Source organism: Neorhizobium sp. T25_27, from assembly GCF_002968565.1.
GTDB classification, from domain to species: Bacteria; Pseudomonadota; Alphaproteobacteria; order Rhizobiales; family Rhizobiaceae; genus Neorhizobium; species Neorhizobium tomejilense.
The window spans coordinates 206609-230394 of sequence record NZ_PVBJ01000009.1 but is presented as its reverse complement, the minus strand read 5'-3'; the positions used below and the strand labels follow the sequence as shown (position 1 = coordinate 230394).

Here is a 23786-nt window from a genome sequence, read left to right as displayed (position 1 = left end):
CGATGATCCTAACGACCGCCGCACTCGAAGAAGCCTGCATCCAGCTGGCCCAATCGGACTTCATCACTATCGATACCGAGTTCCTCAGGGAAACGACCTTCTGGCCAGAGCTGTGCCTCATCCAGATGGCGAGCCCGACCGTGGAAGTTCTCGTCGATCCGCTCGCCAAGGGGCTAAGCCTGAAACCCTTCTTCGAGCTGATGGCCAATCCCGCCGTCACCAAGGTGTTTCACGCCGCCCGCCAGGATATCGAAATCATCCACCATCTCGGCAATCTGGTGCCGCATCCGATCTTCGACACCCAGGTCGCCGCAATGGTCTGCGGCTTCGGGGATTCGGTCTCCTACGACCAGCTCGTCAGCCGCATCAAGGACGTCCATATCGACAAGTCCTCGCGCTTCACCGACTGGAGCCGCCGGCCGCTTTCCGACAAGCAGCTCGAATATGCGCTCGCCGACGTCACCCATCTGCGCGACGTCTATCTGTTCCTCAAGGCCCAGCTCGAACGGGAAGGCCGGGCGCTGTGGCTGACCGAGGAAATGGCCGTGCTGGAATCGCCCGGCACCTATGACCTGCATCCGGACGACGCCTGGGCGCGCCTCAAGTCGCGCCTGCGCAAGCCGACCGAGCTCGCCGTCCTGAAATTCGTCGCCGCCTGGCGCGAGCGCGAAGCGCGCAGCCGCAATGTGCCGCGTTCCCGCGTGCTGAAGGACGACGCGATCTACGAGATCGCCCAGCAGCAGCCGAAGGACGTGGAAGCCATGTCGCGGCTCCGCACCATTCCCAAAGGCTGGGAGCGCTCCGCCTCCGGCACCGCCATCATCGAAGCGGTCAATGCAGCCCTTGCCCTGCCGAAGACCGAGATGCCGCATGCGCCGAAACACGTGCATGTTCCGGAAGGCACCGCGGCCGCCGTCGAGCTGCTCAAGGTTCTCCTGAAGCTGATCTCCGACAAGCAGGGCGTCGCCGCCAAGATCATCGCCAATACCGACGATCTCGAAAGGATCGCCGCCGAGGGTGAGGCAGCCGATGTCGGCGCCTTGCACGGCTGGCGCCGCGACCTTTTCGGCGAAACCGCCTTGAAACTGATCAGCGGCGGCGTGGCCCTGCGCTTCGTCAACAAGAAGGTCGAGGCGGTAGAGCTTTAGAGCTTCCAGGGATTGATGACCGGAATGCCCGCCGCTTCGAACGGCGCTGTATCTCGAGTCGCGACGGCGAAGCTGTGGACCTGGGCTATCGCGGCGATCTGGCCGTCTGCCATCAAGATTGTTTTACCGTTGGCTCGGGCCAGAGCAACCAACCGGCCGTATGCAACGGCGGCCTCTCGGTCGAATGGCAAGATGCGCGGCCCGAAATAACGGCCAAAGATCTGCTCCATATCGTGCCGAAGTTCATTCTTCCGGCGCCCATCCGGCAGCTTCTCGATGCCGAGAGAGATTTCAGCCAAGCTTATGGCGGTCGCATATAGCATGTTCACTGGCTGGATATTGAGCCAGGTTTCCACATCCGAATTAATTCCGAGCTTCGCCGCTTCTGAAATTACATTGGTATCGAGGATGATCATTCAAACGATACGCCCCTTGCCGGGGCTTGATCCCGGGAGAAATCAACGTCGTCCAGGCCGCCGTATTTCTCCCCGAGTTGCCGTAACGCCGTCCCCAGCCCTATCGCCGGCTCCTTCGACACCAGCACTTCCTCCAAAATCTGCTCGATTTCGGCTTCCGCAGTCGTTCCATTTCTAACCGCGCGAGCTTCCAATGCACGGCTGGCTTCGTCGGACAGGTTTCGTATGGTGATTGCATTCATCAGCTCACCTCCGATCAGATATTGCTTGTTTTCCTATGATATCCATTTGGCAGACGCTTTTCAACGCGAGCCCACCATGCCCCAAGTCCGGAGCGATCGATGCGCTATCCGACACCGAATGTCCTGATCGCAGTCGTCGTCCTGCTCTCGCTGTTGCTCGTCCTTCTCATCGAAGCGGCAGGCCCCGGAGCCTTTTCGTCGCTCTGGATCCGCCCGATCACCCGGGTGATCTGCGCCGCCAACCTGCTCGTCGCCCTCGCTGGTCTCGGAACCTCGCGGTCAATTGCCTGGATCAACTATTTGCTGCTGAGCATCACTGCCTATGTCGTGGCCTCGACCACGCCGATCGCCGCGCTCTGGGTCATTCCGAAGAATACGTTCTTCGCAGTCAGTTATGCATTTTCGAGCCTTTGGTGATCTTGTCGGCGATCTTCTTCTCGGCCCTGAGCGCGATGCCGACCAGTTTCGCATCCTCCGGCGCAAATTGCGCAAATACCTCGCGGTTGGCCACGTCATGCCCGGTCGAGAACATTTCCTCGATATAGGCCGACGTCGTCACCTCCCGCTCCAGCGAACGCCGGTGGATCGCGCGTAGCGTCTCCTGGTCGGCGGTCAGCACCACGATCGGCTGGATGCTCATCGGATTGTAGACATGACCCGCCGCATCCCGATATGCTTCACCAATGATCGCGGGATTTTGCGCGATGATGCCGCTCGTCAGAAACGCGGTCACGTTGAGCTCCTGCCAGGGGGCGAGGTCATCGCGAAGCACGATCGCGATCTTGGTATCGAACATGAAAAACAACTCCGTCGAAGGTTATGCGAGAACTGACGAGATAGCGGCAGCCGATGCCGCGGGTCTTGAACGTTCGTGCAGCGCCGATGCTACGCCTGACGGCAGCGCAAGAGGCGCGCCTGATGGCATCGTCCAGGCGCCCTCCTCGCGCGGTATCGAGCGGATCGAGGCACGGTTCCACGGACTTGGTTTCGAGCCGCATCGCCACGACACCTATGCGATCGGGATGACGCTTTCCGGCGTGCAGACCTTCCAGTATCGCGGTGCCGCCCGCGCCAGCCTGCCCGGCAATGTCATCGTGCTGCATCCGGACGAGGTGCATGACGGGGCGGCCGGCACCGACGCCGGGCTGCGCTACCGCATGCTCTACCTGCCGCCGGAGCGGCTGATCGAGGCGGCCGGCGGTTCGCGCGGCCTGCCCTTCGTGCCTGATCCCATCATAGCGGATGCGGAATTCCGGCAGTGTCTTGTCGAAGCCCTGGACGATCTCGAGGCGGAGCCGCAGGACCTGCTGCTCGACGACCTGATCGGCCGCATGGCAACAAGCCTCTGGCGCCATGCGGACGGCAAGGGTGGTGCCCCGGGCAGCCCGCGCGCGCAGCAGGCGGTTCTGCGCTGCCGCGATTACCTGCAGGCGAATTCGGGCCGCACGGTTTCTTCCGAGGAACTCGAGGAGGTGAGCGGCTTCGACCGCTACACGACCGCAAGGCAGTTCCGGAAACTTCTGGGAACGAGCCCGCACCGCTACCTCGTCATGCGCCGGCTCGATCGGGCAAAGATCATGCTGTCGGAAGGCGGCAGCCTGGCGGATGTCGCAGCCGATACGGGCTTTGCCGATCAGGCGCATTTCACCCGTCATTTCAAGAAGACATTCGGCATGACGCCAGGGCGCTGGGTGGCGCTCAGCAGGAGCGCCTGAGGCCGCCGGCCTTTGTGAAATTTCAGTCATCAAAGCTTCATCGAAGCGTCAATCTTCCATCACCTCACCGTCATGCACTCACCTTAACCGGTTGGCGTCTTTGACACGCCAACCAACAGGTGACCCCATGACCAAATTTCTGCTTGCTACCGTCGCGCTCGCCGCGCTGATCGGCGGCTCCGCTTCTGCTGACGACAAGGTATTCCCGGCCAAGCTCACCGGCCAGGCGATCCTTCCCGCCAACACGGTCGTTCCGGCTCCGGCCGATGCACCGGCGTTCCTCAAGACCTCCGGCAAGTTCACCACCGCCGACCGCAAGCGCACCGAAGCCCTCGGCACCCTGCCGGGCAAGGACGGCGCCCGCGTGACGGACGTCAAGCTGCCGCTCGACGGCCAGCCGATCCAGGGTTTCTCCGGCATCAAGACCATGGCCGACGGCACGTTCTGGACGCTGTCGGACAACGGTTTCGGCGGCAAGAGCAATTCCTCCGACGCGATGCTGTTCCTGCACCAGATGAAATTCGACTGGGCCGCCAACAAGGCCGAAGTCGTTAAGAACGTCTTCCTCTCCGACCCGAACAAGATCGCGCCGTTCCCGATCGTCACGGAAGCTTCGGAGACCCGTTACCTCACCGGCGCCGATTTCGACATCGAATCGATCCAGCCGGTCGCCGACGGTTTCTGGCTCGGCGACGAATTCGGCCCCTACCTGATCAAGGTCGACATGCAGGGCCGCCTGACGGACGTCGTATCGACGCTCGTGGACGGCAAGCCGGTCACGTCTCCCGACAGCCCGCTCGTCCAGCTCCAGGCGAACCCGGTCGCCAAGGCACCGGTCTTCAACGTGAAGCGCTCCGGCGGTTATGAAGGGCTTGCGGTGTCCAAGGACGGGGCCAAGCTCTACGGCCTGCTCGAAGGACCGCTCTACAAGGAAGACGGCAAGGTCGAAGACGCCGAGGGGCTGACGGCGCTGCGCGTCATCGAGTTCGACGTCGCCTCCAAGAAATGGACCGGCCGCTGGTGGCTCTACCCACTCTCCAAGGGCGGCGAAGCGATCGGCGATTTCAACATGGTCGACGCAACCACCGCTCTCGTCATCGAGCGCGACAACGGCGCCGGCACCGCCGACAAGCCCTGCGCCGATCCGGCGAAGCCCGAGCCGACCTGCTTCAACGCACCGGCCAAGCACAAGCGCGTCTACAAGATCGAAATGACCGACGCCAATGTCGGCAAGGCCGTCCGCAAGATCGGCTATATCGACCTGATGAACATCCAGGACCCGGACAACAAGAAGAAGGCCGGCAGCGTCGCCGGCGTCTACGACATGCCGTTCGTGACGATCGAGAACGTCGACGTCATCGACGCCACCCACATCATCATCGGCAACGACAACAACCTACCCTTCTCCGCCGGCCGCGCCGTCGACAAGGCCGACAACAACGAGTTCAGCGTGCTCGAAGTCGGTGAGTTTCTGGCTGCGAAGTAAGCAGCAGACGTCCCAAAGCGAAGAGCGTCCGGTGAAAGCCGGGCGCTCTTTTTGCTTGGACACGGAGATAGAGCAGCCCGGCGATTCACGGGGACCACTCATCCATAAAATGGCATTATGTTATGTATTTCGCACATCTACAGCCATAAATCGTATTGAGATAGCGTGTCCATCATTGAGGCGGCGGCATGGGCCGACAGCTCTTGCCGCAACGTGAGCTTGCCTGCGTAGCCGGCAGCCAATGACTGGAAAGGTCTAAACCCAAAGATGTCCGCAAAAGAAAAGCCACTTATCGCGATTGTCGGGGCAACGAGCAAACAAGGGCGAAGCGTAGCCGCGGCACTTCTTCGTAGCGAGCGTTTCCGTGTACGTGCTTTAACCCGGAAAAAGGATTCAACCGAGGCTTTAAGACTGGAAAAACTCGGTGCGGAAATCGTGACGGTCCCTCTTGAACCTGGTTTTCAGAAGGATCTCATTGCTGCATTCAAGGGCGCGGATGGCGCATTTCTGATGACGCCACCCATCGCCCCGCCGCAGACAACCGAGGCTCCTCTCGGCCGAGAACTGGCCGACGCCGCAGTTGAGGCGGGCGTCGGGCATATTGTTTTCAGCACCCTCGAGAATGTCGACAAGATCTCGGGCGGGACGAAGTATGCCCCGCACTTCACCGACAAAGCGTGCGTTGCAGACTACATTCGCGGCCTGCCGATCTCTCATTCCTTCATAATGCCGGCGTTCTTTTACACGAACCTTCTCGAATATTATGTGCCGCGCATGGAGGGGGATACTCTCCTCTTGCCGGTTTATCTTCCTGAGGACTTCCGAGCGCCTTTTGTCGATCCGCTCACGGCGACAGGGCCGGTCGTGCTCGAGATTTTTTCAAATCCCGGGCGTTACAACGGGAAAACTCTGCCGATCGTCGGCGATATCATTTCTCCGCGCGAGATGATCGAAACTTTTCAGCGCGTGACCGGCCTTAAAGCTGAGTATCGAAACGCGTTCACCAGGGATGGCCTTCTGCAATATTTTCCGGAGTTTGCCGCTAACGAACTTCTCGTGCGAGAGCTTCTGGGGATGGTCGAGTATGCTGTCGAATATGGTTATTTCGGCAAAGAGCATGATCTCGAATGGAGCCGTCGTCTGAACCCCGACATGCTCAACTGGGAGCAGTATCTGCGGACGACGGGGTGGCGTGGCCATAGGCGATCTTTCGGCCTCTGATTCAGGATGGCCGGATTCCCGGCAATTCAGAAACCTTGGCGACAAGAAAGTCGGCGAGAAGCCGGACGCGTGCAATGGCTGCACGCTCTGGAACGATCAGCAAGCTCACCGGGACCGGTGGAGGACGATAGTCTCCAAGCACGATTTCGAGCTGACCGTCGTCCAGAAGATCGTGGACCAGCCAGAGATGTGCAGGACCAATGCCGCGTCCGGCGGCAAAGGCTTGGCGCGCCGCAACCCCGTGATCGACGCGCAACTTCCCACCGACTGGTATCATCAGGCTTGTGCCATCGTCAGAGAAAAGAATGATCTGATCGCTCCCAGCAACATTCGACATCACGACCGTTTCGAACCGTGACAGATCGGTTGGGTGCTCAGGCCGACCGTGAACGGACAAATAATTCGGAGCCCCCACCAGCAGCCGATGGCTTTCTCCGAGCGCATGAAGCTTCATCGAGCTGTCGGTGAGAGGCCCAAGACGGAGCGCAATGTCAACGCCTTCCCGAACCAGGTCGATGCGCTCGTCGGTCAGGTTGAGATCGACCTTGATGTCCGGATGCTTATCCTGAAATTCAAAGATAAGGCGGGTGATGTGCATCACGCCGAGTGCTGCAGTACAGGAAAGCCTAACTGTACCCGCCGGGGCCTGACGGGCATTTCTCACTTCTTCGGCAGCCTGCTCGACCAGGCGCAATATCTGACGGCAATTCGTATAATAGCGGCTACCCTCGTCCGTAAGGGTCACGCGACGTGTGGTTCGGCTGAGCAGAGATACGCCGACTGCGTCCTCAAGTTCATTAAGGTGCCGTGTCACGGTCGATTGACCGACACCGAGTTCTCTTGCGACTAGCGACAGGTTGCCGCGTTCGGCGACGCGAACAAAGGTGCGCATTCGGTCAAGAGACAATCCCGCGTTATCCATTTTTCAGCACGGCAATCCTCATTCTGCCCTAATAGGGAATAATCTTGCCTGTGCCTAGTTCGAAGCGCAAAACTCGGCCTTTTCGAACACAGTTCGTTCACAGCTCTTCCACTCATCGCTATGCGAGCCGAGGTTCTCCCCTAAGTCTGGATATCGCGTCGGCATCGATGGCTCTTATCTGGTCTGCGACATCGGCCGGTGGTTCCAGCGCACTGACCGTCGCAGGGTCGGCGGTCATGGGCGATCCGGCGAATGGAGGTTCGGGCGCGTATTCCATCATCAACTGGATTTTCCGCGCGACATCTTCACCTGCCAGCTTGGCGGCCATGACCAAGCTAAGATCGATACCTGCCGTCACGCCGCCACCGGTGGCTCGCGTCCGGTCAAATACGACCCGCCGGTTTACGGGAATTGCTCCGAAAGCTGAGAGCCTATGCAGCGCTGTCCAGTGAGTGGTGCACTCGTAGCCCTGAAGCAGACCGGCAGCAGCAAGCACCAGCGTGCCCGTGCAGGCTGCCATCAGGAATTGGCAGCCTGGCTCCTGGCGCCGTAGAAACGAGAGAAGGCGTTCGTCCTGCATCGCATTCAGATGGCCAGGCCCGCCCGGAACAACCACGATGTCGAGCTGATCGCATTCTTCAAGCAGCATGTTTGGGACGATGCTCAGTCCGCTCGCACTTCGAACGGGAGCGTGTCCCTCGGCCAGCAGATGGCAACGAGTATTGGGCAGCCGTGTCAGAACCTCCCAAGGCCCGGTCAAATCAAGCTGGGTCAGCCCGGCAAACAGGATGAAGCCGATCTCACGAGGAGGCGCGTTCAGAGACATCGAATCTTGCTCAGCCGATTAAAGAGGTAATGTCAGTTCGCGAGCATGCGCATGAAAATGCCGGTGGACGCAACCGATTCCACTGCCTTTGCAATCGCGAGTGATTGTTTACGGCGGGTTGGAAGCCTATTTCGAGGTTCGGTCGCAGGCAGATGTGCCTCCGGGATCCGCTACTTTGCTCGATGCGAAGGACGGCTGGACATCTCCTTGCCCAACAATGTGACCTTGAATTGTATATGGAAACGTGCGCGACTGACTAATGGCTCGGCCCTCATCGCCGAGGCGGGCAATTGTAGATATCTTTGGTTGTGCGGAGAGAGACGTGCGCCTTGCTTTTAGACTGATTTCGTTCGCTTTCTTTGCTTTGTTGTCTTCGCAAGGTGTAAGGTCGGAGGAAGCCTTGCTTTCCGGCCGATGGCAGCAGATTTCATCCGATGCTGGATCATGTGCAACTTGTTTTATTGGAATCGTCAAGCAGGGCACTGTTCTTGTCGTCAGCGCAAACAACGGTTGGTCTGCGACAGTGGAAACGGGTCGAAACGGTCCCGCACGCTTCGCCGGCGGCCAGGGGCGTTGGAAAATGCGGCCCGGCACGATCTACAGCAACAGGGTTTTCGATGTTGTTTTCGCCCTTCGTGGCGAACAACTCGCGATGGTCATGGTTGTCGATTTTGGTAACGGTTCGAAGCGGACTGTTAGAGCTGTTTTCGCTAGACCAGCCCCGAAACTTCCCATGACCAAGGCATAGCTCCTGCCGCGAAGCAGCCGCTCTCCTGCCCCCCGCGAGCCCGCCCTACTCGAACCGGAACGCCAGTCGTTTGCCCGTCAGCTTCGCCAACTGCTGCAGACGGCCGTCCAGCCGTTCGCCGGCGAAATCGCGGTAGGCGGAGGGGACGACGAATTCGAGGTCGAGATCCGGCTCAGAAGACGCGCGGAAGGTCAGGTGGTGGACGAGGCCCGGCATCGAGGCCGAGAAGAGGTAGACGACCCGGAGCAACCCGCCGAGCAGTTTTGCGAGATCGAGCAGGCGGGGCGTGGCGATCGTCGCCAGCGGCCCGGTCGCACCGTCGTCGTGCAGGCCTTCGAAACGGTAGTAGTTGGCAAGCGCCAGATAGGCGCGGCCGGCATGGGTGATGCCGACGAAGGACGAGTGGGCGATCAGGTTCAACGCCTGCAGGCCGCGATAATCCGGATGGGCACGCCAGCTGATATCGGCAAGCAGGCAGGCGGCCTGGCGATAGCGGCTTTCCTCTTCCGTCTCGACGATCCCGAAGGCCGGCACCATCCGACCGGTCCAGTCGGCAAGCTCGCGGGCGTGTTCGGGCGATCGGGCGCGCAGGATTGCGAGCTGGTCGGCGGCAACCAGCAGCGGATCGCCTGCCTTCTCTTCGTCGGAAAGCAGCGAATAGAGATAACCTTCGCGAACGCCCTGCGCCGAAAAGCTCACCTTGGCGGGCTTCATCACCGCCAGGACTTCCTGCATGGCGATGGCGCCGAAAGGCAGCAGCGAACGGCGGCTCTTCGAGACGGCCTGCCAGGCGGGGTCCTTGCTGTCCTTGGCCGCGATCACCTCGTCGAGGAATTTCTGCATGTCCTCGAGAGACAGCTCGTAGCCCTGCATCATGTGCAGCGGATACTTGCTCATTTCCATATGTAGCTTGGCGATGTTACGCCAGGTGCCGCCGACGGCATAGAAGGTCCGGCCCGCGCCGTTTTCCAGGAACCGCGCGGTGTTCACCTGCTTACGAGCGAAAGTGCGCGCCTTGGAAAGCGAATTGCCGGAGGATTCCGACAGCCGCAGGCCCCCGAGCGGCAGGGTGATACCCTTGCCGAACTCCGTGCCCTTGATGTCGATCAGTTCCAGCGAGCCGCCACCGAGATCGCCGGCAATGCCGTCGGGATCATGGAAGCCGCTGATGACGCCGAGCGCCGAATAGCGCGCCTCCTCCTCGCCGGACAGAAGCTGAACCTGCTGGCCGAGGATCTCTTCCGCCTGGCGGATGAAATCCGGCCCGTTGGACGCTTCGCGGGCAGCGGCGGTCGCCAGCACATAGACTTCGGTGGCGCGGGCCTGGGTGGAAAGCGCGCGAAAACGCTTCAGCGACAAAAGGGCACGCTCGACGCCCTCGTCGTCCATGCGCCCGTTCGAACCCAGTCCCTTGCCGAGGCCGCACAGCACCTTCTCGTTGAAGAGGACGGTCGGCGCGCGGGACAGGCCTTCGTAGATAACGACGCGGACGGAGTTCGAGCCAATGTCGATAACGGAGACAGGAGCGACCCCTGGAAGGCGCCCCTGGGCTTCTGATCGTACCATATTGCCTATTTCTTGCGTCCCGACACAAGGCCGGCGATAAGTTTCGGAGCACTCGATTTCAGGGCTTCACCGCGCCCCGAGAGGCTCGGATTGGTCATGAAATAGTGCTGCGCGTTAAAAGGTTCCTCGCCCTTGCGCACTTCCATGCGCCGCGACGTGCCGTCGGCCAATATCTCGTAGCTCTGCTGGTTGTCAATCAGGTTGCCGAGCATGATCTGGGATAAGACCTGCTCGTGCACAGTCGGATTGAGCAGCGGCACCAGCGTCTCGACCCGGCGGTCGAGGTTGCGCGGCATCATGTCGGCGGAGCCGATATAGACGAGCGCCTTGTCTGACGGCAGGCCGAAACCGTTGCCGAAGCAGAAGATGCGGCTGTGTTCCAGGAAGCGCCCGACGATCGACTTGACGCGGATATTGTCGGAGAGGCCGGCCACCCGCGGGCGCAGGCAGCAGATGCCGCGTACGACGAGATCGATGTCGACGCCGGCGCGGCTGGCGCGATAGAGCGCGTCGATGATCTCCGGATCGACCAGCGAATTCATCTTCATCCAGATTGCCGCCGGCTTGCCTTCCTGGGCGTGGCAGATCTCCTCCTCGATATGGCGCAGGATGCGCGGTCGCAGCGTATAGGGCGAGACCGCCAGCTTCATGCTTTCGGCCGGCTCGCCGTAGCCGGTGATGAAGTTGAAGATGTTCGCCATGTCGTGGGCGATCTTCGGGTTGCAGGTGAAGAAGGACAGGTCCGTATAGATCTTGGCGGTGATCGGGTGGTAGTTGCCGGTGCCGAGATGGCAATAGGTCCTGAGCTTGCCGTCCTCGCGGCGCACCACCATCGACATCTTGGCATGGGTCTTCAGTTCGATGAAACCGAAGACGACCTGCACGCCGGCGCGCTCCAGGTCTCGCGCCCAGCGGATGTTCGCCTCTTCGTCGAATCGGGCCTTGAGCTCGACCAGCGCCGTCACCGACTTGCCTGCCTCGGCCGCGTCGATCAGCGCCCGGACGATCGGGCTGTCGTTCGAGGTGCGGTAGAGCGTCTGCTTGATGGCGAGCACGTCCGGGTCGCGGGCCGCCTGCAGAAGGAACTGCACAACCACGTCAAAGGACTCGTAAGGATGATGGACCACCATGTCCTTTTCGCGGATGGCTGCGAGGCAGTCGCCGGCGTGTTCGCGGACCCGCTCGGGAAATCGGGCATTGTGGGTCTCGAAGCGCAGGTCGTCGCGCGGCGCCTTGGTGATCTCCGACATGGTGTTGAGCGCCAGGAGGCCCGGCAGGACCGCGACACGGTTTTCCGGCACGCCCAATTCCTGCACCACGAACTGGCGGAGCGACGCCGGCATTTCCGAATCGGTCTCGATGCGGATGACCTTGCCTCGGCGCCGGCGCTTCAGCGCCGTCTCGAAGAAGCGCACCAGATCTTCGGCCTCTTCCTCGACTTCGATATCGCTGTCGCGGATGATGCGGAACGTGCCGGCTCCCTTCACCTCGTAACCGGGAAAGAGCCGGTCGGTGAACATGCCGACCACATCCTCCAGCGTGATATAGCGGATCGCGTTGTTGAGGTCCGGCAGGCGGATGAAGCGGTCGAGCGTGGTCGGCAGGCGCAAGAGCCCGGTCATCGGCTCCTTGCCGTGCTTGCTGTGCAGTTGCAGGCCCATCGAGAAGCCGAGGTTGGGGATGAACGGGAACGGATGGGCAGGGTCGATCGAGAGCGGCGTCAGGACCGGGAAAAGTTCGTCGTCAAAGGAGTTCGCCAGCCAGTTGCGATCCTCGGCGGACAGCGCCGCGGGCCGAACAATCAGGATGTCTTCCTTGGCGAGATACTGCTGCAGCACGGCGAGCGAGGCCTGCTGCTCCATCTGCAGGTTGTCGATCTCCTGCAGGATGTTGTCGAGCTGTTCGGCCGGCGTCTTGCCGTCCGGCGAGCGGATGACGATGCCCTGCCGCACCTGCCCTTCGAGGCCGGCGACGCGCACCATGAAGAATTCATCGAGATTGGCCGCCGAAATCGACAGGAAGCGGACCCGCTCCAGCAGCGGGTGGGCGGTATTCAGCGTTTCCTCGAGAACGCGGCGGTTGAACTGCAGCCAGGAGAATTCACGATTGATGAACCGATCCGGACTGGTCATCAGGTCGAAGTCGGTATTGGCCGCTTCCAGACTAGGTTCGCGCGTTTCAGTCGTGATCGAATCCATCTCATCCATCCCAATGCTAACCCTTGGTCATGCCAACCATCAGGGCCGACTACAGTTTGACGAGGGAATTGTCACAGTCAATCGTCGGCGCCCGCTCCGGTTCCGGAATTCCCAAAATCGTTCAGCACTTCCGCGGCCAGCGGGCGGGTTATCCTCGTGCCGCGCGCCAGCGCCAGGCGGTCCAGCCGCTCGACGATCGTCTGGGCCGCACCGAGCGACCGTTCCATCCGGTTGACGATGTAGCCCACCAGTTTGTCGTCGATATAAAGCTGGCGGTCGGCGAAGAGCTTGACGATCACCTGGGCCAAAAGGTCCTCGTCCGGTTCGCCGATCTCCACCACGGTCGCCGCCTTCAGCCGGGATTTGAGGTCCGGCAGGGTAACGCCCCAGGAGACCGGCCACAGGCGCGAGGTCATCAGCAGGCTATGGCCGTTCTCGCGCACGCTGTTGATGACGTGGAAGAGTTCGGTTTCGTCGAAACCACGGCGTTCGGCATCCTCGAACAGGACCGGACCCGTTGCGGCAACCGCTGCGGCATTCGAGCCGGCGACGGGATGGATATCGGCCGCCCCCGCCTTTTCCCGCCAGATATGCGCCAGGTGCGATTTTCCCGACCCTACCGGGCCGGCCAGCACGACGACCGGCGACGGCCAGGCCGGCCATTCGTCGACGATCGCCACGGCCGCAGCCAGGCGTTCGGACACCAGGAGGTCGTCCCGGGTTCTCGCCGCATCATGGGTGAATTGCAGCGGCAACTGCTCTTGTCTGCGCCGCTCGCGCTCGCTCGTCTCGGTCATTGATCTTTCAAATGCTCTTCTGAGAGTCATTCGTGTGAGGGTCATTCGGGGCGGATATCTCTGCGCCGTTTTCGGCATGTTCCAGCACCTGCGACCGCTCGGCCTCTTCCCAGGGGAGTTCCGCCGCTCGCCCGAAATAGATGTCGCTGTCAAGATACCGCGACAGCACGAAACGGACAAGCACGCCGACAACGGCCGCGGCCGGCACGGCGATCAGCAGGCCGACGAAGCCGAATATGGCGCCGAAGGCAAACAGGGCGAACATCAGCCAGACCGGATGCAGGCCGACGCTTTCGCCGACCAGTTTCGGCTGCAGGATGTTGCCCTCGATGAACTGGCCGACGAAGAAAACGCCGGCGACCGCCAGAATCCACGGATAATCCGGCCAGAACTGCACCAGCGCCACGCCGACCGAGAGAACCAGGCCGATCAGCGAGCCGATATAGGGAATGAAGCTGATCATGCCGGCGACGAAGCCGATCAGAAGCCCGAAATTGAGCCCGACAACCGACAGGCCGACCGCGTAGAAGATGCCGAGGATGAGGCAGAGCGAGCCCTGGCCGCGAATGAAACCGGCGACCGATTCATCCATCTCCCGGGCGATCTCGCGCACCGTCGCCACCTGGTCGCGCGGCACCCAGCTATCCACCTTGGCGACCATCCGGTCCCAGTCGAGCAAGATATAGAAGGCGACGACGGGCGTGACGATCAAGAGCGATACGACGTCGATGATCGCCTTGCCGGAATTCCAGATCTGGGCGAGCAGCGAGCCGACGAAACCGGCACCCTGGCTCAGCACTTCGGAGAAATTCTGCTTGACCGTCTCGATCTGGGCGCTGATCCAATGCGGCAGGAACGAGCTTTCCGGGCTCGATATGATCTGCTGTAGCTGGGAAATATAGCCCGGCAGGGCGGCGGCGAACTCGGTGAACTGGTTGATGATGATAGGGATCACCAGCATCAGCGACAACGCGAAGACCAGCACGAAACAGACGAGGATCACCACCGTCGCCATCAGCCGGCTCAAGCCCCGTCTTTCCAGCCAGTCGGCCACCGGATCGAGGAAGTAGGCGAGCGCCATGCCCGCCACGAAAGGCAGCAGGATCGAACGGAAGAACCACAAAAACACCACGAAGACGATGAGAACGCCGACCCAGAAGAAGATGTAGCGCTTCAGGCTCGCGCCGCTGATATGATATGCCATCGCCGCTTCCTCTGAATTGCCCGGGCAAAAAAGGGATAGGGAAGCCCGCAACCCAGGTCAAGGGTTTGGAAGCAGTGCAGCAAGACCTGTGAAAAGCCTTCAAAACAGCGTCCAACGCTTGCATCCGGCGCGATGTCGTGCAATTGCGGGCCGCTACAACGATCATTGGAGATGAACGATGAGCGAGGCGGGCAAGAACGGTCTCACCTATAGCGATGCCGGCGTCGATATCGACGCGGGCAACCTCATGGTCGAGAAGATCAAGCCGGCAGTGCGCTCGACCCGCCGGCCCGGCGCAGACGGCGAAATCGGCGGCTTCGGCGGCCTCTTCGATCTGAAGGCCGCCGGCTTTACCGATCCGATCCTCGTCGCCGCCAATGACGGCGTCGGTACGAAGCTGAAGATCGCCATCGACGCCAATTTCCACGACACGGTCGGCATCGACCTCGTCGCCATGTGCGTCAACGACCTGGTGGTCCAGGGCGCCGAGCCGCTTCTCTTCCTCGACTATTTCGCCACCGGCAAGCTCGATCCGGACCAGGGTGCGGCAATCGTCTCCGGCATTGCCGCCGGCTGCCGCGAGGCCGGCTGCGCGCTGATCGGCGGCGAGACCGCCGAAATGCCCGGCATGTATTCCGACGGCGATTACGACCTGGCGGGTTTTGCAGTCGGTGCCGCCGAGCGCGGCCAGTTGCTGCCGGTCGGCGATATCGCTTCCGGCGACGTCATCCTTGGCCTCACCTCCTCCGGTGTTCATTCGAACGGCTTTTCGCTGGTCCGCAAGATCGTGACGCTTTCGGGCCTCGCCTGGGACGCACCCGCCCCCTTCCGTGAGGGCATGGCTCTGGGTGAGGCGCTTCTGACGCCCACCCGCATCTACGTGAAGCCGCTCCTGAAGGCGATCCGCGAGACGGGTGCCCTGAAGGCGCTCGCCCACATTACCGGCGGCGGCTTCCCGGAAAACATCCCGCGCGTGCTGCCGAAGAACCTGGCGGCCGAAATCGATCTCGACTCCATTCCCGTCCCGCCGGTCTTCTCCTGGCTCGCCAAAACAGGCGGCGTCGAGGCGAAGGAAATGCTGCGCACCTTCAACTGCGGTATTGGCATGATCATTGTGGTCGCGCCCGAGAACGCCCAGGCGGTCGCCGACATCCTGACCGGTGAGGGCGAGATCGTCGTGCCGCTCGGCAGCATGGCCGAACGCGCCGAAGGCGGCCCCGGCGTGATCTACCAGGGCACGCTCGGCCTATGAGCGCACCCGCGGCTGAAACGGCGCGCAGAAAGCGCGTCGCCGTATTCATCTCCGGCGGCGGCTCCAACATGCTGGCGCTTGCCGATGCCTGCACCGCACCGGATTTCCCGGCGGAAATCGTCGCAGTCTTCTCCGACAAGCCCTCGGCGGGCGGCATCGAGAAGGCGCAGGCGCGCGGCATCAAGACCTTCGTTTTCGAACGCAAGGGTTTTGCCGGCAAGGCCGAACACGAGGCGGCGATCCTTGCAGCCCTCGACGAGGTCCAGCCGGACATCCTCTGCCTCGCCGGCTACATGCGGCTCTTCTCGGCCGAATTCATCAGCCGCTACGAAGGCAGCATCCTCAACATCCACCCTGCCCTTCTGCCGCTCTTCCCGGGCCTTCACACCCATGAACGCGCCATCGAGGCCGGCGTGAAGATCGCCGGCTGCACCGTGCATTTCGTCACCGAAGGCATGGACGAAGGCCCGATCGTCGCCCAGGGCGCCGTCCCGGTGCTTGCCGAAGACACCGCCGAGACCCTGGCCGGCCGCGTGCTGACCGTCGAGCACAAGCTCTACCCGCTGGCGCTGAAACTGCTGGCGGAAGGCAAGGTGCGGATGGAGGGCGGCCGGACGATCACCTCGCCCGGCACTGAGACCGATATCGCGGGTCAGCGGATTTTTTCCGCAGGCGTCTAAGCCCTATGCCGCCAGCGCCCGGAGTGGGTGCAGCGTGCCGTCGCTGTAGACGAAGCGGCCGGCGCGGAAGGTGGCTCGGATGCGGTGCACGTCGCCCTTTTCCACCACCACCAGATCGGCGCGCTGGCCGATGACGATTTCGCCGCGGTCCGTCAGGCCGGCGGAGCGGGCGGCATTGCCGGTCGCCATCGCAACGGCCGCCGGCAGGCCACCTTGCGCCACGTCCGCCAGCTTGAAGACGCCCGGCACGAAAGCAGCCGGATGATAGTCGGCGGCAATCCCCGTCAGCAGACCGGCCTTGGCGGCGTCGAGCGCGCTCAGATTGCCGGACATCGACTTGCCACGCAGCGCGTTCGGCGCGCCCATCAGCGTCCAGAGCCCGCGCCGGCGCGCCTCTTCGGCGGCCGGCAGCGTTACCGGGAACTCGCTGATCGTGACGCCGAGATCGTACATCTCCGCCACCTTCTCAACGCTGTCATCGTCGTGGGAAGCAAGCGATAGGCCATGTTGCAAGGAGAGCGAAACAATTTCCTTCAGCTTCACCTCGATCTGCGGATTGTTGCGCATGGCGATGCGCTTCTGGACGATCTCGGCGGCCATGTCCTCGGAAATCGCCCGGCGTTCGGAGATGCTGGCGACATAGGCCGCGATGTTATTGTATTGGCCTTGGCCCGGCGTGTGGTCGGTGAGCGAGACCATGTCGATCTCGTCGGCTTTCAGCAGCCGTTCGAGCGCCGGCGCGGCGCCGACATTGGTGATCTCGTAACGCGCGTGAACGCGGTGGTCGATCAGCAGGTTGTCGCGCAGCCGGTTGATGCCCTCGATGACGGCCGAGGTCGTTTCCAGCGAGCGGACATGGCCATAGACGCTTTCGGTGGCGAAGGAAACGGCCGCATAAGCCGTGGTGACGCCGGCGGCGGCGAGCTTCTTGTCCAGTTCGTGGATGCCGAAGTCGATCGGCATCTGGGCGTTCGGCCGCGGCGCGATCTCACGCTCGATCATGTCGCCATGCAGGTCGACAAAGCCCGGCATCAGCAGTCGCCCGCCGCCGTCGATCACGGCGCCGGCAACCGGTTCGGGGCGAATCTCGGCGATCACGCCATCTTCAACCCGCACAGAACCTGAGTTCACCACCTCGTTCGGCAGAACGAGGGTGAAATTGCCGAGCCACATGGATTTCTCCTGACATATAAGGATGATTATCAAGAGGCAGCGCTTAGCCGCCATTCGTGACATTCATGTGAAATCGGCGCGGCACAAGGTCAAGTCACAATCATACGGCGTCTGAAACAACAGGCGAACGCGCCGATCGGCGTTCAAGCCTGCGCGGCGGCACCGCCCGGACATCAGACGGTGAACGACGCCCGATTGATCACCGCCCATTGCAGCATCATGATCGTCTTCGCATCGATGATTTCGCCATTGCCGATCATCGCGACCGCCTCGTCGAGCGGCAGTTCGAGAACCTCGATATCCTCGTGCTCCTCGGCGAGCCCCCCGCCACCATTCACCCGGTCGGAGAGGTCGACCGGCGCGTGGAAGAAATGTACGAGTTCGGTGATCGCGCCGGGCGACATGAATGCCTTGAAGACAAACCGCACATCCCGCAGGCGGTAGCCGGTTTCCTCCATCGCTTCGCGCCGGATCGCCTCTTCCGGGTGGTCCTCGTCGAGCAGCCCGGCCGGCACTTCGACCATCCATGCCGGCTTGCCGGTCAGATAGGCGGGCAATCGGAACTGCCTCACCAGCACGACCATGTCGCGCCGGGCATCGTAGAGAAGGATGCAGGCGGCCTCGGACTTATGGTAGATTTCGCGATGCAGGCGGTGCGTCTCGCCGCTGCGATCGGCGTAGTCGAGCTCGTAGCTCGAAAGCCGCGTCCAGCCGTCCGACAACGTCTTCTCGCTGACGAGCTTCACCCGATCATTCCCCTCGGTCATGCTGCGTCCTTGCGAAGCCAAACCTTGTTGTCGTGGAAGGCCGCACCGCCATAGGGCGCCACGGCATCGGCGCCGGTCAGCACGTTGATGCCCTCGCCGTCGAGATGTTTGCGGTTTGGCCAAAGCCCCTCGGCGATCAGCACGCCCGGCCTTGCGCCGGCCACGAGCCTTGCATGCAGGCGGATTTCGCCGCGGGTGTTGCCGAGCCGGACGATATCGCCGTCGACGATGCCGAGGCGCTCCGCATCGGTCGGTTCGATCATCACTTCGGGCCGCCCTTCCCGCTCGTAGGAGCTCTTGGTCTCGGTGAAGGAGGAGTTCAGGAAGCTGCGCGCCGGCGAAGTCGCCAGCCGGAAGGGATGCGCCTCGTCCGCCACCTCGATGACGTCGACCTGGTCGGGGAAGACCGGCAGTTCGGCGATCGGTCCCAGCGGCCCAACATTTTTCGGTGGCTTGTCCGGCGACGGGCCGTTTGCCCAGTCCGGCCTGAAGCGGAATTTGCCGTCCGGATAACCGAACCCCTTGGTGTAATGGGCGGTTTCGAAATCCGGCTGCGCGTCGATCCATTTGTCGCGCGCCAGATCCTCGTAGGCGCCCCAGTGGCTGGCCTTCAGGATGCGGTCGATATGTTGGCGTTCGTCGAGGCCGAAACCGGGAAAATGATCGACGCCGAGGCGCTTGGCCAGTTCCTCGATGACGAAGAGGTTGGTGCGCACCGTGGATGGCGGCTCGACCAGCTTCGGCCCGAGCAGGATATGCTGCTGCCCGCCGGCGCGGTAGAGGTCGTCATGCTCGACGAACATCGTTGCCGGCAGGACGATATCGGCGACTTCGGCCGTATCGGTCATGAACTGCTCGTGCACCGCGACGAACAGGTCGTCGCGCAAAAAACCCTGGCGGACGAGGCGCTGTTCCGGCGCGACGTTCATCGGATTGGTGTTCTGGATCAAGAGCGCCGTCACCGGCCCGCCGTTCCGCAGAGCCTCCGCATCGCCGGTCAGTACCCGGCCGATCTGCGACTGGTCAAGCTGGCGGATATCGGGATCGGCATAGGCCGTGCCCATCAGCTCGGATTTATTGAGCCGGAAAATCTCGCCGTTGTTGTGAAAAGCGCCGCCGCCCTCGTATTGCCAGCAGCCGAGCACCGTCGCGATCGACAGCGCCGCGTGCATGGCGACCGTGCCGTTCCTCTGGCGGGCAAAACCGTAGCCCAGCCGGAAGAAGGTTTTCTGGGTGGTGCCGACAAGGCGGGCGAAGGTCTCGATCTCTTCGACCGACAGGCCGGTGATGGAGGAAGCCCATTCCGGCGTCTTCGCCTTCAGATGCGCTTCGAGGCCGGCCGGATCGTCGGCATATTGCGCCATGTAGGCGCGATCGGCGTACCCGTCGCGGAAGGCGACGTGCATGACGGCGCAGGCAAGCGCCGCATCGGTGCCGGGGCGCACGGTCAGCGCCATGTCGGCCTGCTTCATCGTCGGGTTGTCGTAGATGTCGATGACGACGATCTTGGCGCCGCGTTCCTTGCGGGCCTTCACCGCGTGGGTCATGACGTTGACCTGGGTGGAGACGGCATTGGTACCCCAGATCACCACGCAATCGGACTTCGCCATCTCGCGCGGATCGGGACCGCGCAGGGCGCCGGTTCCCATCACGTAACCTGTCCAGGCCATGTTGGTGCAGATCGTGCCGAAGAAGCCGGAGTATTTTTTCGCATGCCGCAGGCGCTCGATCGAATCGCGCTGCACCTGGCCCATCGTGCCGGCATAAAAATAGGGCCAGACCGCCTCCGACCCGTGTTTCGCCTCGGCCTTGACGAAAGCGTCGGCGATCTCGTCGAGTGCGGCTTCCCAGGAAACCTCCTGCCAGTTCCCCTCGCCCTTGGCGCCCACGCGGCGCTTCGGGTGCATCAGCCGGCCAGGATGGTAGAGCCGCTCGGAATAACGGGCGACCTTGGCGCAGATGACGCCGGCCGTATAGCTGTTGTCGGCCGCCCCGCGCACCCGGCCGATGCGGCCGTCGGCGGTGAGATCTATGTCCAGCGCGCAGGCCGACGGACAGTCGTGCGGACAGACGGTGTGTCCGACGGAATTGTGGCCGGACTTTTCTGGGGCGATTGGGGTTTTCGCGGTAATCGGGGTCGCAACGTTCATGGCTTTTCTATATTGCAAGCTGACGTCCGCAAAAAGCGTGATTTGCAGCGCATCAATTTAATTCAAGCGAGACACCAGCAACGATGAACTACCGGCACATCTATCACGCGGGCAATTTTGCCGATGTTCTCAAACACGCGATCCTGGCGCGGCTGATCCGCTATGCCCAGAACAAGGACAAGGCGTTTCGCATGCTAGATACCCATGCCGGTATCGGGCTTTACGACCTTTCCTCTGACGAGGCGCAGAAGACAGGCGAATGGCGCGACGGCATCGGCCGGCTGATGGAAGCGGAACTGCCGGCAAAGGTCGCGGACCTGCTGGAGCCCTATCTGACGGCGGTCAGGGAACTGAACCCGACCGGTCCGCTGAAACTTTATCCCGGCTCTCCGAAGCTTGCCCGCATGCTGTTCCGTCCGCAGGATCGGCTGTCGGCGATGGAACTGCATCCGGAAGACTTCAATCGCCTGCACAATCTGTTCGAGGGCGATTTCCAGGTGCGTGCCACCGAACTCGACGGCTGGCTGGCGCTCGGCGCCCATCTGCCGCCGAAGGAAAAGCGCGGAATCGTGCTTGTCGATCCGCCTTTCGAGGAAGAAGGCGAATACAGGCGGCTGGTGAAAGGCCTGTCGACCGGCTGGCGCCGCTTTCAGGGCGGCACCTTCTGCCTCTGGTATCCGATCAAGAAGGGCGCGCCGCTCAGGGCCTTTCACGACGAGCTGAAGGCGCTGGAAATCCCGAAAATGCTGTGCGCCGAATTGACCGTCCAAAGCGACCGCGAGACGACCGGGCTGTCCGGCTCCGGCCTCATCATCGTCAACCCGCCCTTCACGCTGAAGGAGGAGCTGCACGCGCTTCTGCCGACCTTGAAAACCATCCTGGCGCAGGACCGGTTCGCCTCGCAGCGCGCCTTCTGGCTGACCGGTGAGACCGTCGACAGCGACCTCGATTCGGAGTCTTGACCGGGCGAGGCTTCCCGCCCATGGTGCCGCGCATTGCAGGGGGCCGGCCGATGACCAACCGATTTATCGCTTTCCTTTTTCTCGCACTTTTCGCGTCCACTGCCTCCGCCCAGGAGCGCCGATCGGACAATCGGCAGGATCATGCGGGGCAGTTCGATTTCTACGTCCTGTCGCTTTCCTGGTCGCCGACCTTCTGCGCTTCGCAGAGCGGCGGCAAGAACGACCAGCAATGCAGCACGGACAAGGATTTCCGTTTCATCGTCCACGGGCTGTGGCCGCAATACGAAAAGGGCTATCCGGATTTCTGCGAAACGAAGGAACCGGGCCGCGTGCCGCAATCGCTCGGCCAGCCGCTCTTCGACATCATGCCGTCGATGGGACTGATCGGCCATCAGTGGCGCAAGCACGGAAGCTGCACGGGGCTCAGTCAGCGTGATTATTTCGGCAAGCTGCGTGACGCCTTTTCGCGGGTCAAACTGCCCGCCGACCTGTCCCGCGGCGACTCGGCCCTGACGCTGTCGGCCGACCAGATCGAAGAGAAGTTCCTCGCCGCCAATCCGGGCATGAGCCGGCGCGGCATTTCGACGAGTTGCGAGGGCCGGCAACTGGAGGAAGTGCGCATCTGCCTCAGCAAGGACCTGCAATTCCGCGATTGCGCCGAAGTCGATCGTGACGGCTGCCGGATCAGCCAGATCACTCTGCCGCCGGCAAGATGACATTTATCGAGAAGGACAAGACCATGAAGCTGCTGTATTCCCCGGCCTCCCCCTATTCGGCCAAGGTGCGCATGGCGGCGCGCCATCTCGGCATCGAGATTACCGAGGTGAAGACTGACACCAATGCGGCCCCGGCGGAACTCGTGAGCAACAACCCGCTCGGCAAGATCCCGGTCCTGATCCGTGATGGCGAGCCGCCGATCTACGACAGCATCGCGATCATGCACTGGCTCGATCGCCAGTCGGGCGGCAAGCTCTATCCGAAGAAGGATGCGAAACGCACCGAGGCGGAAGTGCTGGAAGCGCTTTGCGACGGCATGATGGATTGCCTGCTGGCGATCGTCTACGAGCGTCGCTCGCGTGACGAGGACAAGGTCCACCAGCCGTGGATCGACAAACAATGGGCCAAGGTGGTGCGCGGCCTCGATCACCTGGAGAACAACCTGCCGAAAACCGGCAAGAAGCTGCATGGCGGCCATTTCGCGCTGGCCGCGTTGATCGGTTACCTCGATCTGCGCTTCAACGGGCAATGGGCCGAAGGCCGGCCTGAGCTCGCCTCCTGGCCGGATGTCTTCACCAAGCGCTTCGCCTCCTACACTGCCATGAAATCGGCGGCCTGAAACAAAAAAAGCCCGGGCCGAAGCCCGGGCTTTCCCCAGCCTGTTAAGGCTATCGAACTTAGAACTTCACGCCGATACCGACCTTGACGCTGTGATCGTCGAAGCCCTTCGAAACCGAACCGGAATCGAGCGAGTAGCTGTCCGAACCGAAATCCGTGTAACGGTATTCGACACGAGCGGTGATGTTGTTGGTGACGAAGGCTTCGGCACCGGCACCGACCGTGTAACCGACGGCGGTCTTGTTTTCGGACGAAGTCGCGTCGCTCAGTTCGTTGTCCTGCAGGGCAACACCGGCCGTACCATAGATCAGGAAGGGGTTGAGGTCGTAGCCGACGCGGCCGCGAACCGAGCCGTTCCAGCCGGCCTTGCCTTCAAAGCCGTCATCCGTGGTGCTCTTCGTGCCGTTGTAACCGACGTCTGCTTCGACACCGTAAACGATCGAACCGCTCTGGAAGTTGTAGCCGGTATAAGCACCGCCGCCGAACTGGCCGTCACGATCGCCGCTACCGAAGCGACCCCAGTCATACTGACCATAACCACCGAGATAGAAACCCTGCCAGCTGGCGGCCGGGGCCGGCTCCTCGGTTGCAACCGGGGCCTGCGGAATTTGTTCGACGGCATCAGCGGCATTGGCCGCAGAGATGGCGATGAAGCTGACTGCCGAGGCCATCAGAGTTGCGATGAGAGTACGCATACATTTTCTCCTTTTACTGCTGCGCCGGGAATTCGCCGCGACAACATGGTTGGCGACACATTTGTTCCCTGCCCGCTGAAACGGAATGTGGAGGTCAATTGAGGAATAGAAAGAGCCGAAATGTGAATTGATTGTGGCGCGCAGAAGGCCAAAATTTGATGTTGCTGTATCGCAACACACGTTTGATTAACCTTAAACAATGCTTACTTTGAATATAAATATTTTTACATTTATAAATTACTTCTTAAATCCAAAGCACAATTCAGTCAATACACCTGCCGGC

Annotated in this window: 24 protein-coding genes; 11 read left to right on the top strand and 13 right to left on the bottom strand. The window is 61.8% G+C overall.

Features of this window, described 5'->3' with window-relative positions; all coding sequences use genetic code 11:
• Window positions 1-2: 2 nt before the first annotated feature.
• Entirely contained in the window at window positions 3-1148 is a 1146-nt protein-coding gene (gene rnd, locus C5J24_RS23455; protein WP_105421389.1) for a ribonuclease D, read from the top strand.
• Here the strand turns inward: rnd and C5J24_RS23450 are convergent.
• Both C5J24_RS23450 and C5J24_RS23445 read right to left on the bottom strand, forming a co-directional pair.
• Window positions 1145-1564, bottom strand: a complete 420-nt coding sequence (locus C5J24_RS23450) for a type II toxin-antitoxin system VapC family toxin (protein ID WP_046636510.1) — start codon at window positions 1562-1564, stop codon at window positions 1145-1147. The genes rnd and C5J24_RS23450 overlap by 4 nt on opposite strands.
• Entirely contained in the window at window positions 1561-1806 is a 246-nt protein-coding gene (locus C5J24_RS23445) for a hypothetical protein (RefSeq protein WP_046636509.1), read from the bottom strand. The genes C5J24_RS23450 and C5J24_RS23445 overlap by 4 nt, the downstream gene beginning before the upstream one ends.
• 99 nt (window positions 1807-1905) lie before the next feature.
• Between C5J24_RS23445 and C5J24_RS23440 the strand changes: the two genes are divergently transcribed.
• The gene (locus C5J24_RS23440; protein ID WP_105421387.1) at window positions 1906-2223 is read left to right on the top strand and encodes a hypothetical protein; all 318 of its coding nucleotides are present in this window, start codon (window positions 1906-1908) and stop codon (window positions 2221-2223) included.
• Here the strand turns inward: C5J24_RS23440 and C5J24_RS23435 are convergent.
• Window positions 2195-2602, bottom strand: a complete 408-nt coding sequence (locus C5J24_RS23435; RefSeq protein ID WP_105421385.1) for a DUF2000 family protein — start codon at window positions 2600-2602, stop codon at window positions 2195-2197. The two genes, C5J24_RS23440 and C5J24_RS23435, sit on opposite strands and share 29 nt — an antisense overlap.
• Here C5J24_RS23435 and C5J24_RS23430 point away from each other — a divergent pair.
• The 3 genes from C5J24_RS23430 (at window position 2601) to C5J24_RS23420 (ending at window position 6228) form a co-directional block, all read left to right on the top strand.
• Window positions 2601-3521 (top strand): AraC family transcriptional regulator, encoded by a 921-nt coding sequence (locus C5J24_RS23430; RefSeq protein ID WP_105421384.1) that lies wholly within the window; start codon window positions 2601-2603, stop codon window positions 3519-3521. The genes C5J24_RS23435 and C5J24_RS23430 overlap by 2 nt on opposite strands.
• A gap of 127 nt (window positions 3522-3648) precedes the next feature.
• Window positions 3649-5007 carry an esterase-like activity of phytase family protein gene (locus C5J24_RS23425; RefSeq protein ID WP_105421382.1) on the top strand — a complete coding sequence of 453 codons (1359 nt, stop codon included), beginning with the start codon at window positions 3649-3651 and terminating at the stop codon, window positions 5005-5007.
• A gap of 267 nt (window positions 5008-5274) precedes the next feature.
• Window positions 5275-6228 carry an NmrA/HSCARG family protein gene (locus C5J24_RS23420; RefSeq protein WP_105421380.1) on the top strand — a complete coding sequence of 318 codons (954 nt, stop codon included), beginning with the start codon at window positions 5275-5277 and terminating at the stop codon, window positions 6226-6228.
• A gap of 1 nt (window position 6229) precedes the next feature.
• On the opposite strand, the gene C5J24_RS23415 is transcribed toward C5J24_RS23420, so the two are convergent.
• Complete coding sequence (locus C5J24_RS23415) at window positions 6230-7150, bottom strand: LysR family transcriptional regulator (protein ID WP_105421378.1); 921 nt, start codon at window positions 7148-7150, stop codon at window positions 6230-6232.
• 118 nt (window positions 7151-7268) lie between these two features.
• Window positions 7269-7976 carry a DJ-1/PfpI family protein gene (locus tag C5J24_RS23410; RefSeq protein ID WP_105421376.1) on the bottom strand — a complete coding sequence of 236 codons (708 nt, stop codon included), beginning with the start codon at window positions 7974-7976 and terminating at the stop codon, window positions 7269-7271.
• 322 nt (window positions 7977-8298) lie between these two features.
• Here C5J24_RS23410 and C5J24_RS32040 point away from each other — a divergent pair, with 322 nt between their 5' ends.
• Window positions 8299-8724, top strand: coding sequence for a hypothetical protein (locus tag C5J24_RS32040; protein WP_172724115.1), 426 nt, complete (start codon window positions 8299-8301; stop codon window positions 8722-8724).
• 45 nt (window positions 8725-8769) lie between these two features.
• On the opposite strand, the gene ppx is transcribed toward C5J24_RS32040, so the two are convergent.
• The 4 genes from ppx to C5J24_RS23390 form a co-directional block, all read right to left on the bottom strand.
• Window positions 8770-10290 (bottom strand): exopolyphosphatase, encoded by a 1521-nt coding sequence (gene ppx / locus C5J24_RS23405; protein ID WP_105421374.1) that lies wholly within the window; start codon window positions 10288-10290, stop codon window positions 8770-8772.
• Between the two features lie 5 nt (window positions 10291-10295).
• On the bottom strand, window positions 10296-12497 hold the full coding sequence (locus C5J24_RS23400; RefSeq protein WP_371674778.1) for an RNA degradosome polyphosphate kinase: 2202 nt from the start codon (window positions 12495-12497) through the stop codon (window positions 10296-10298).
• 68 nt (window positions 12498-12565) lie between these two features.
• Complete coding sequence (gene hdaA, locus C5J24_RS23395; RefSeq protein WP_105421370.1) at window positions 12566-13285, bottom strand: DnaA regulatory inactivator HdaA; 720 nt, start codon at window positions 13283-13285, stop codon at window positions 12566-12568.
• Window positions 13286-13292: 7 nt separating this feature from the next.
• Window positions 13293-14489, bottom strand: a complete 1197-nt coding sequence (locus C5J24_RS23390) for an AI-2E family transporter (protein WP_105421368.1) — start codon at window positions 14487-14489, stop codon at window positions 13293-13295.
• 178 nt (window positions 14490-14667) lie between these two features.
• Here C5J24_RS23390 and purM point away from each other — a divergent pair, with 178 nt between their 5' ends.
• A complete protein-coding gene (purM, locus tag C5J24_RS23385; RefSeq protein WP_105421366.1) occupies window positions 14668-15741 on the top strand; it encodes a phosphoribosylformylglycinamidine cyclo-ligase in 1074 nt (357 codons plus the stop codon).
• Window positions 15738-16421 (top strand): phosphoribosylglycinamide formyltransferase, encoded by a 684-nt coding sequence (gene purN, locus C5J24_RS23380; protein ID WP_105421364.1) that lies wholly within the window; start codon window positions 15738-15740, stop codon window positions 16419-16421. The genes purM and purN overlap by 4 nt, the downstream gene beginning before the upstream one ends.
• A 3-nt stretch (window positions 16422-16424) precedes the next feature.
• On the opposite strand, the gene C5J24_RS23375 is transcribed toward purN, so the two are convergent.
• From C5J24_RS23375 to C5J24_RS23365, 3 genes are all read right to left on the bottom strand, one after another.
• Entirely contained in the window at window positions 16425-17594 is a 1170-nt protein-coding gene (locus C5J24_RS23375) for an alpha-D-ribose 1-methylphosphonate 5-triphosphate diphosphatase (protein WP_105421362.1), read from the bottom strand.
• 173 nt (window positions 17595-17767) lie between these two features.
• Window positions 17768-18361 carry an NUDIX domain-containing protein gene (locus tag C5J24_RS23370; protein ID WP_105402945.1) on the bottom strand — a complete coding sequence of 198 codons (594 nt, stop codon included), beginning with the start codon at window positions 18359-18361 and terminating at the stop codon, window positions 17768-17770.
• Window positions 18358-20511, bottom strand: a complete 2154-nt coding sequence (locus tag C5J24_RS23365; RefSeq protein WP_105421360.1) for a molybdopterin-dependent oxidoreductase — start codon at window positions 20509-20511, stop codon at window positions 18358-18360. Before C5J24_RS23365 ends, C5J24_RS23370 begins: the two co-directional genes overlap by 4 nt.
• 83 nt (window positions 20512-20594) lie before the next feature.
• Here C5J24_RS23365 and C5J24_RS23360 point away from each other — a divergent pair, with 83 nt between their 5' ends.
• The 3 genes from C5J24_RS23360 to C5J24_RS23350 are packed head-to-tail and all read left to right on the top strand — an operon-like array spanning window position 20595 to window position 22809.
• On the top strand, window positions 20595-21473 hold the full coding sequence (locus C5J24_RS23360; protein WP_105421358.1) for a 23S rRNA (adenine(2030)-N(6))-methyltransferase RlmJ: 879 nt from the start codon (window positions 20595-20597) through the stop codon (window positions 21471-21473).
• 50 nt (window positions 21474-21523) lie between these two features.
• Window positions 21524-22189: a ribonuclease gene (locus tag C5J24_RS23355; protein WP_105403018.1), complete on the top strand. Its 666-nt coding sequence runs from the start codon at window positions 21524-21526 to the stop codon at window positions 22187-22189.
• Between the two features lie 23 nt (window positions 22190-22212).
• Window positions 22213-22809 (top strand): glutathione S-transferase, encoded by a 597-nt coding sequence (locus tag C5J24_RS23350; protein ID WP_046667913.1) that lies wholly within the window; start codon window positions 22213-22215, stop codon window positions 22807-22809.
• Between the two features lie 58 nt (window positions 22810-22867).
• On the opposite strand, the gene C5J24_RS23345 is transcribed toward C5J24_RS23350, so the two are convergent.
• Window positions 22868-23503 carry an outer membrane protein gene (locus C5J24_RS23345; protein WP_046667843.1) on the bottom strand — a complete coding sequence of 212 codons (636 nt, stop codon included), beginning with the start codon at window positions 23501-23503 and terminating at the stop codon, window positions 22868-22870.
• Window positions 23504-23786: the final 283 nt, after the last annotated feature.

Coding starts and splice junctions, on each gene's coding strand:
- rnd (WP_105421389.1), top strand. CDS start 3: ATGATCCTAACGACCGCCGCACTCGAAGAAGCCTGCATCCAGCTGGCC.
- C5J24_RS23450 (WP_046636510.1), bottom strand. CDS start 1,564: ATGATCATCCTCGATACCAATGTAATTTCAGAAGCGGCGAAGCTCGGA.
- C5J24_RS23445 (WP_046636509.1), bottom strand. CDS start 1,806: ATGAATGCAATCACCATACGAAACCTGTCCGACGAAGCCAGCCGTGCA.
- C5J24_RS23440 (WP_105421387.1), top strand. CDS start 1,906: ATGCGCTATCCGACACCGAATGTCCTGATCGCAGTCGTCGTCCTGCTC.
- C5J24_RS23430 (WP_105421384.1), top strand. CDS start 2,601: ATGAAAAACAACTCCGTCGAAGGTTATGCGAGAACTGACGAGATAGCG.
- C5J24_RS23435 (WP_105421385.1), bottom strand. CDS start 2,602: ATGTTCGATACCAAGATCGCGATCGTGCTTCGCGATGACCTCGCCCCC.
- C5J24_RS23425 (WP_105421382.1), top strand. CDS start 3,649: ATGACCAAATTTCTGCTTGCTACCGTCGCGCTCGCCGCGCTGATCGGC.
- C5J24_RS23420 (WP_105421380.1), top strand. CDS start 5,275: ATGTCCGCAAAAGAAAAGCCACTTATCGCGATTGTCGGGGCAACGAGC.
- C5J24_RS23415 (WP_105421378.1), bottom strand. CDS start 7,150: ATGGATAACGCGGGATTGTCTCTTGACCGAATGCGCACCTTTGTTCGC.
- C5J24_RS23410 (WP_105421376.1), bottom strand. CDS start 7,976: ATGTCTCTGAACGCGCCTCCTCGTGAGATCGGCTTCATCCTGTTTGCC.
- ppx (WP_105421374.1), bottom strand. CDS start 10,290: ATGGTACGATCAGAAGCCCAGGGGCGCCTTCCAGGGGTCGCTCCTGTC.
- C5J24_RS23400 (WP_371674778.1), bottom strand. CDS start 12,497: ATGGATGAGATGGATTCGATCACGACTGAAACGCGCGAACCTAGTCTG.
- hdaA (WP_105421370.1), bottom strand. CDS start 13,285: ATGACCGAGACGAGCGAGCGCGAGCGGCGCAGACAAGAGCAGTTGCCG.
- C5J24_RS23390 (WP_105421368.1), bottom strand. CDS start 14,489: ATGGCATATCATATCAGCGGCGCGAGCCTGAAGCGCTACATCTTCTTC.
- purM (WP_105421366.1), top strand. CDS start 14,668: ATGAGCGAGGCGGGCAAGAACGGTCTCACCTATAGCGATGCCGGCGTC.
- purN (WP_105421364.1), top strand. CDS start 15,738: ATGAGCGCACCCGCGGCTGAAACGGCGCGCAGAAAGCGCGTCGCCGTA.
- C5J24_RS23375 (WP_105421362.1), bottom strand. CDS start 17,594: ATGTGGCTCGGCAATTTCACCCTCGTTCTGCCGAACGAGGTGGTGAAC.
- C5J24_RS23370 (WP_105402945.1), bottom strand. CDS start 18,361: ATGACCGAGGGGAATGATCGGGTGAAGCTCGTCAGCGAGAAGACGTTG.
- C5J24_RS23365 (WP_105421360.1), bottom strand. CDS start 20,511: ATGAACGTTGCGACCCCGATTACCGCGAAAACCCCAATCGCCCCAGAA.
- C5J24_RS23360 (WP_105421358.1), top strand. CDS start 20,595: ATGAACTACCGGCACATCTATCACGCGGGCAATTTTGCCGATGTTCTC.
- C5J24_RS23355 (WP_105403018.1), top strand. CDS start 21,524: ATGACCAACCGATTTATCGCTTTCCTTTTTCTCGCACTTTTCGCGTCC.
- C5J24_RS23350 (WP_046667913.1), top strand. CDS start 22,213: ATGAAGCTGCTGTATTCCCCGGCCTCCCCCTATTCGGCCAAGGTGCGC.
- C5J24_RS23345 (WP_046667843.1), bottom strand. CDS start 23,503: ATGCGTACTCTCATCGCAACTCTGATGGCCTCGGCAGTCAGCTTCATC.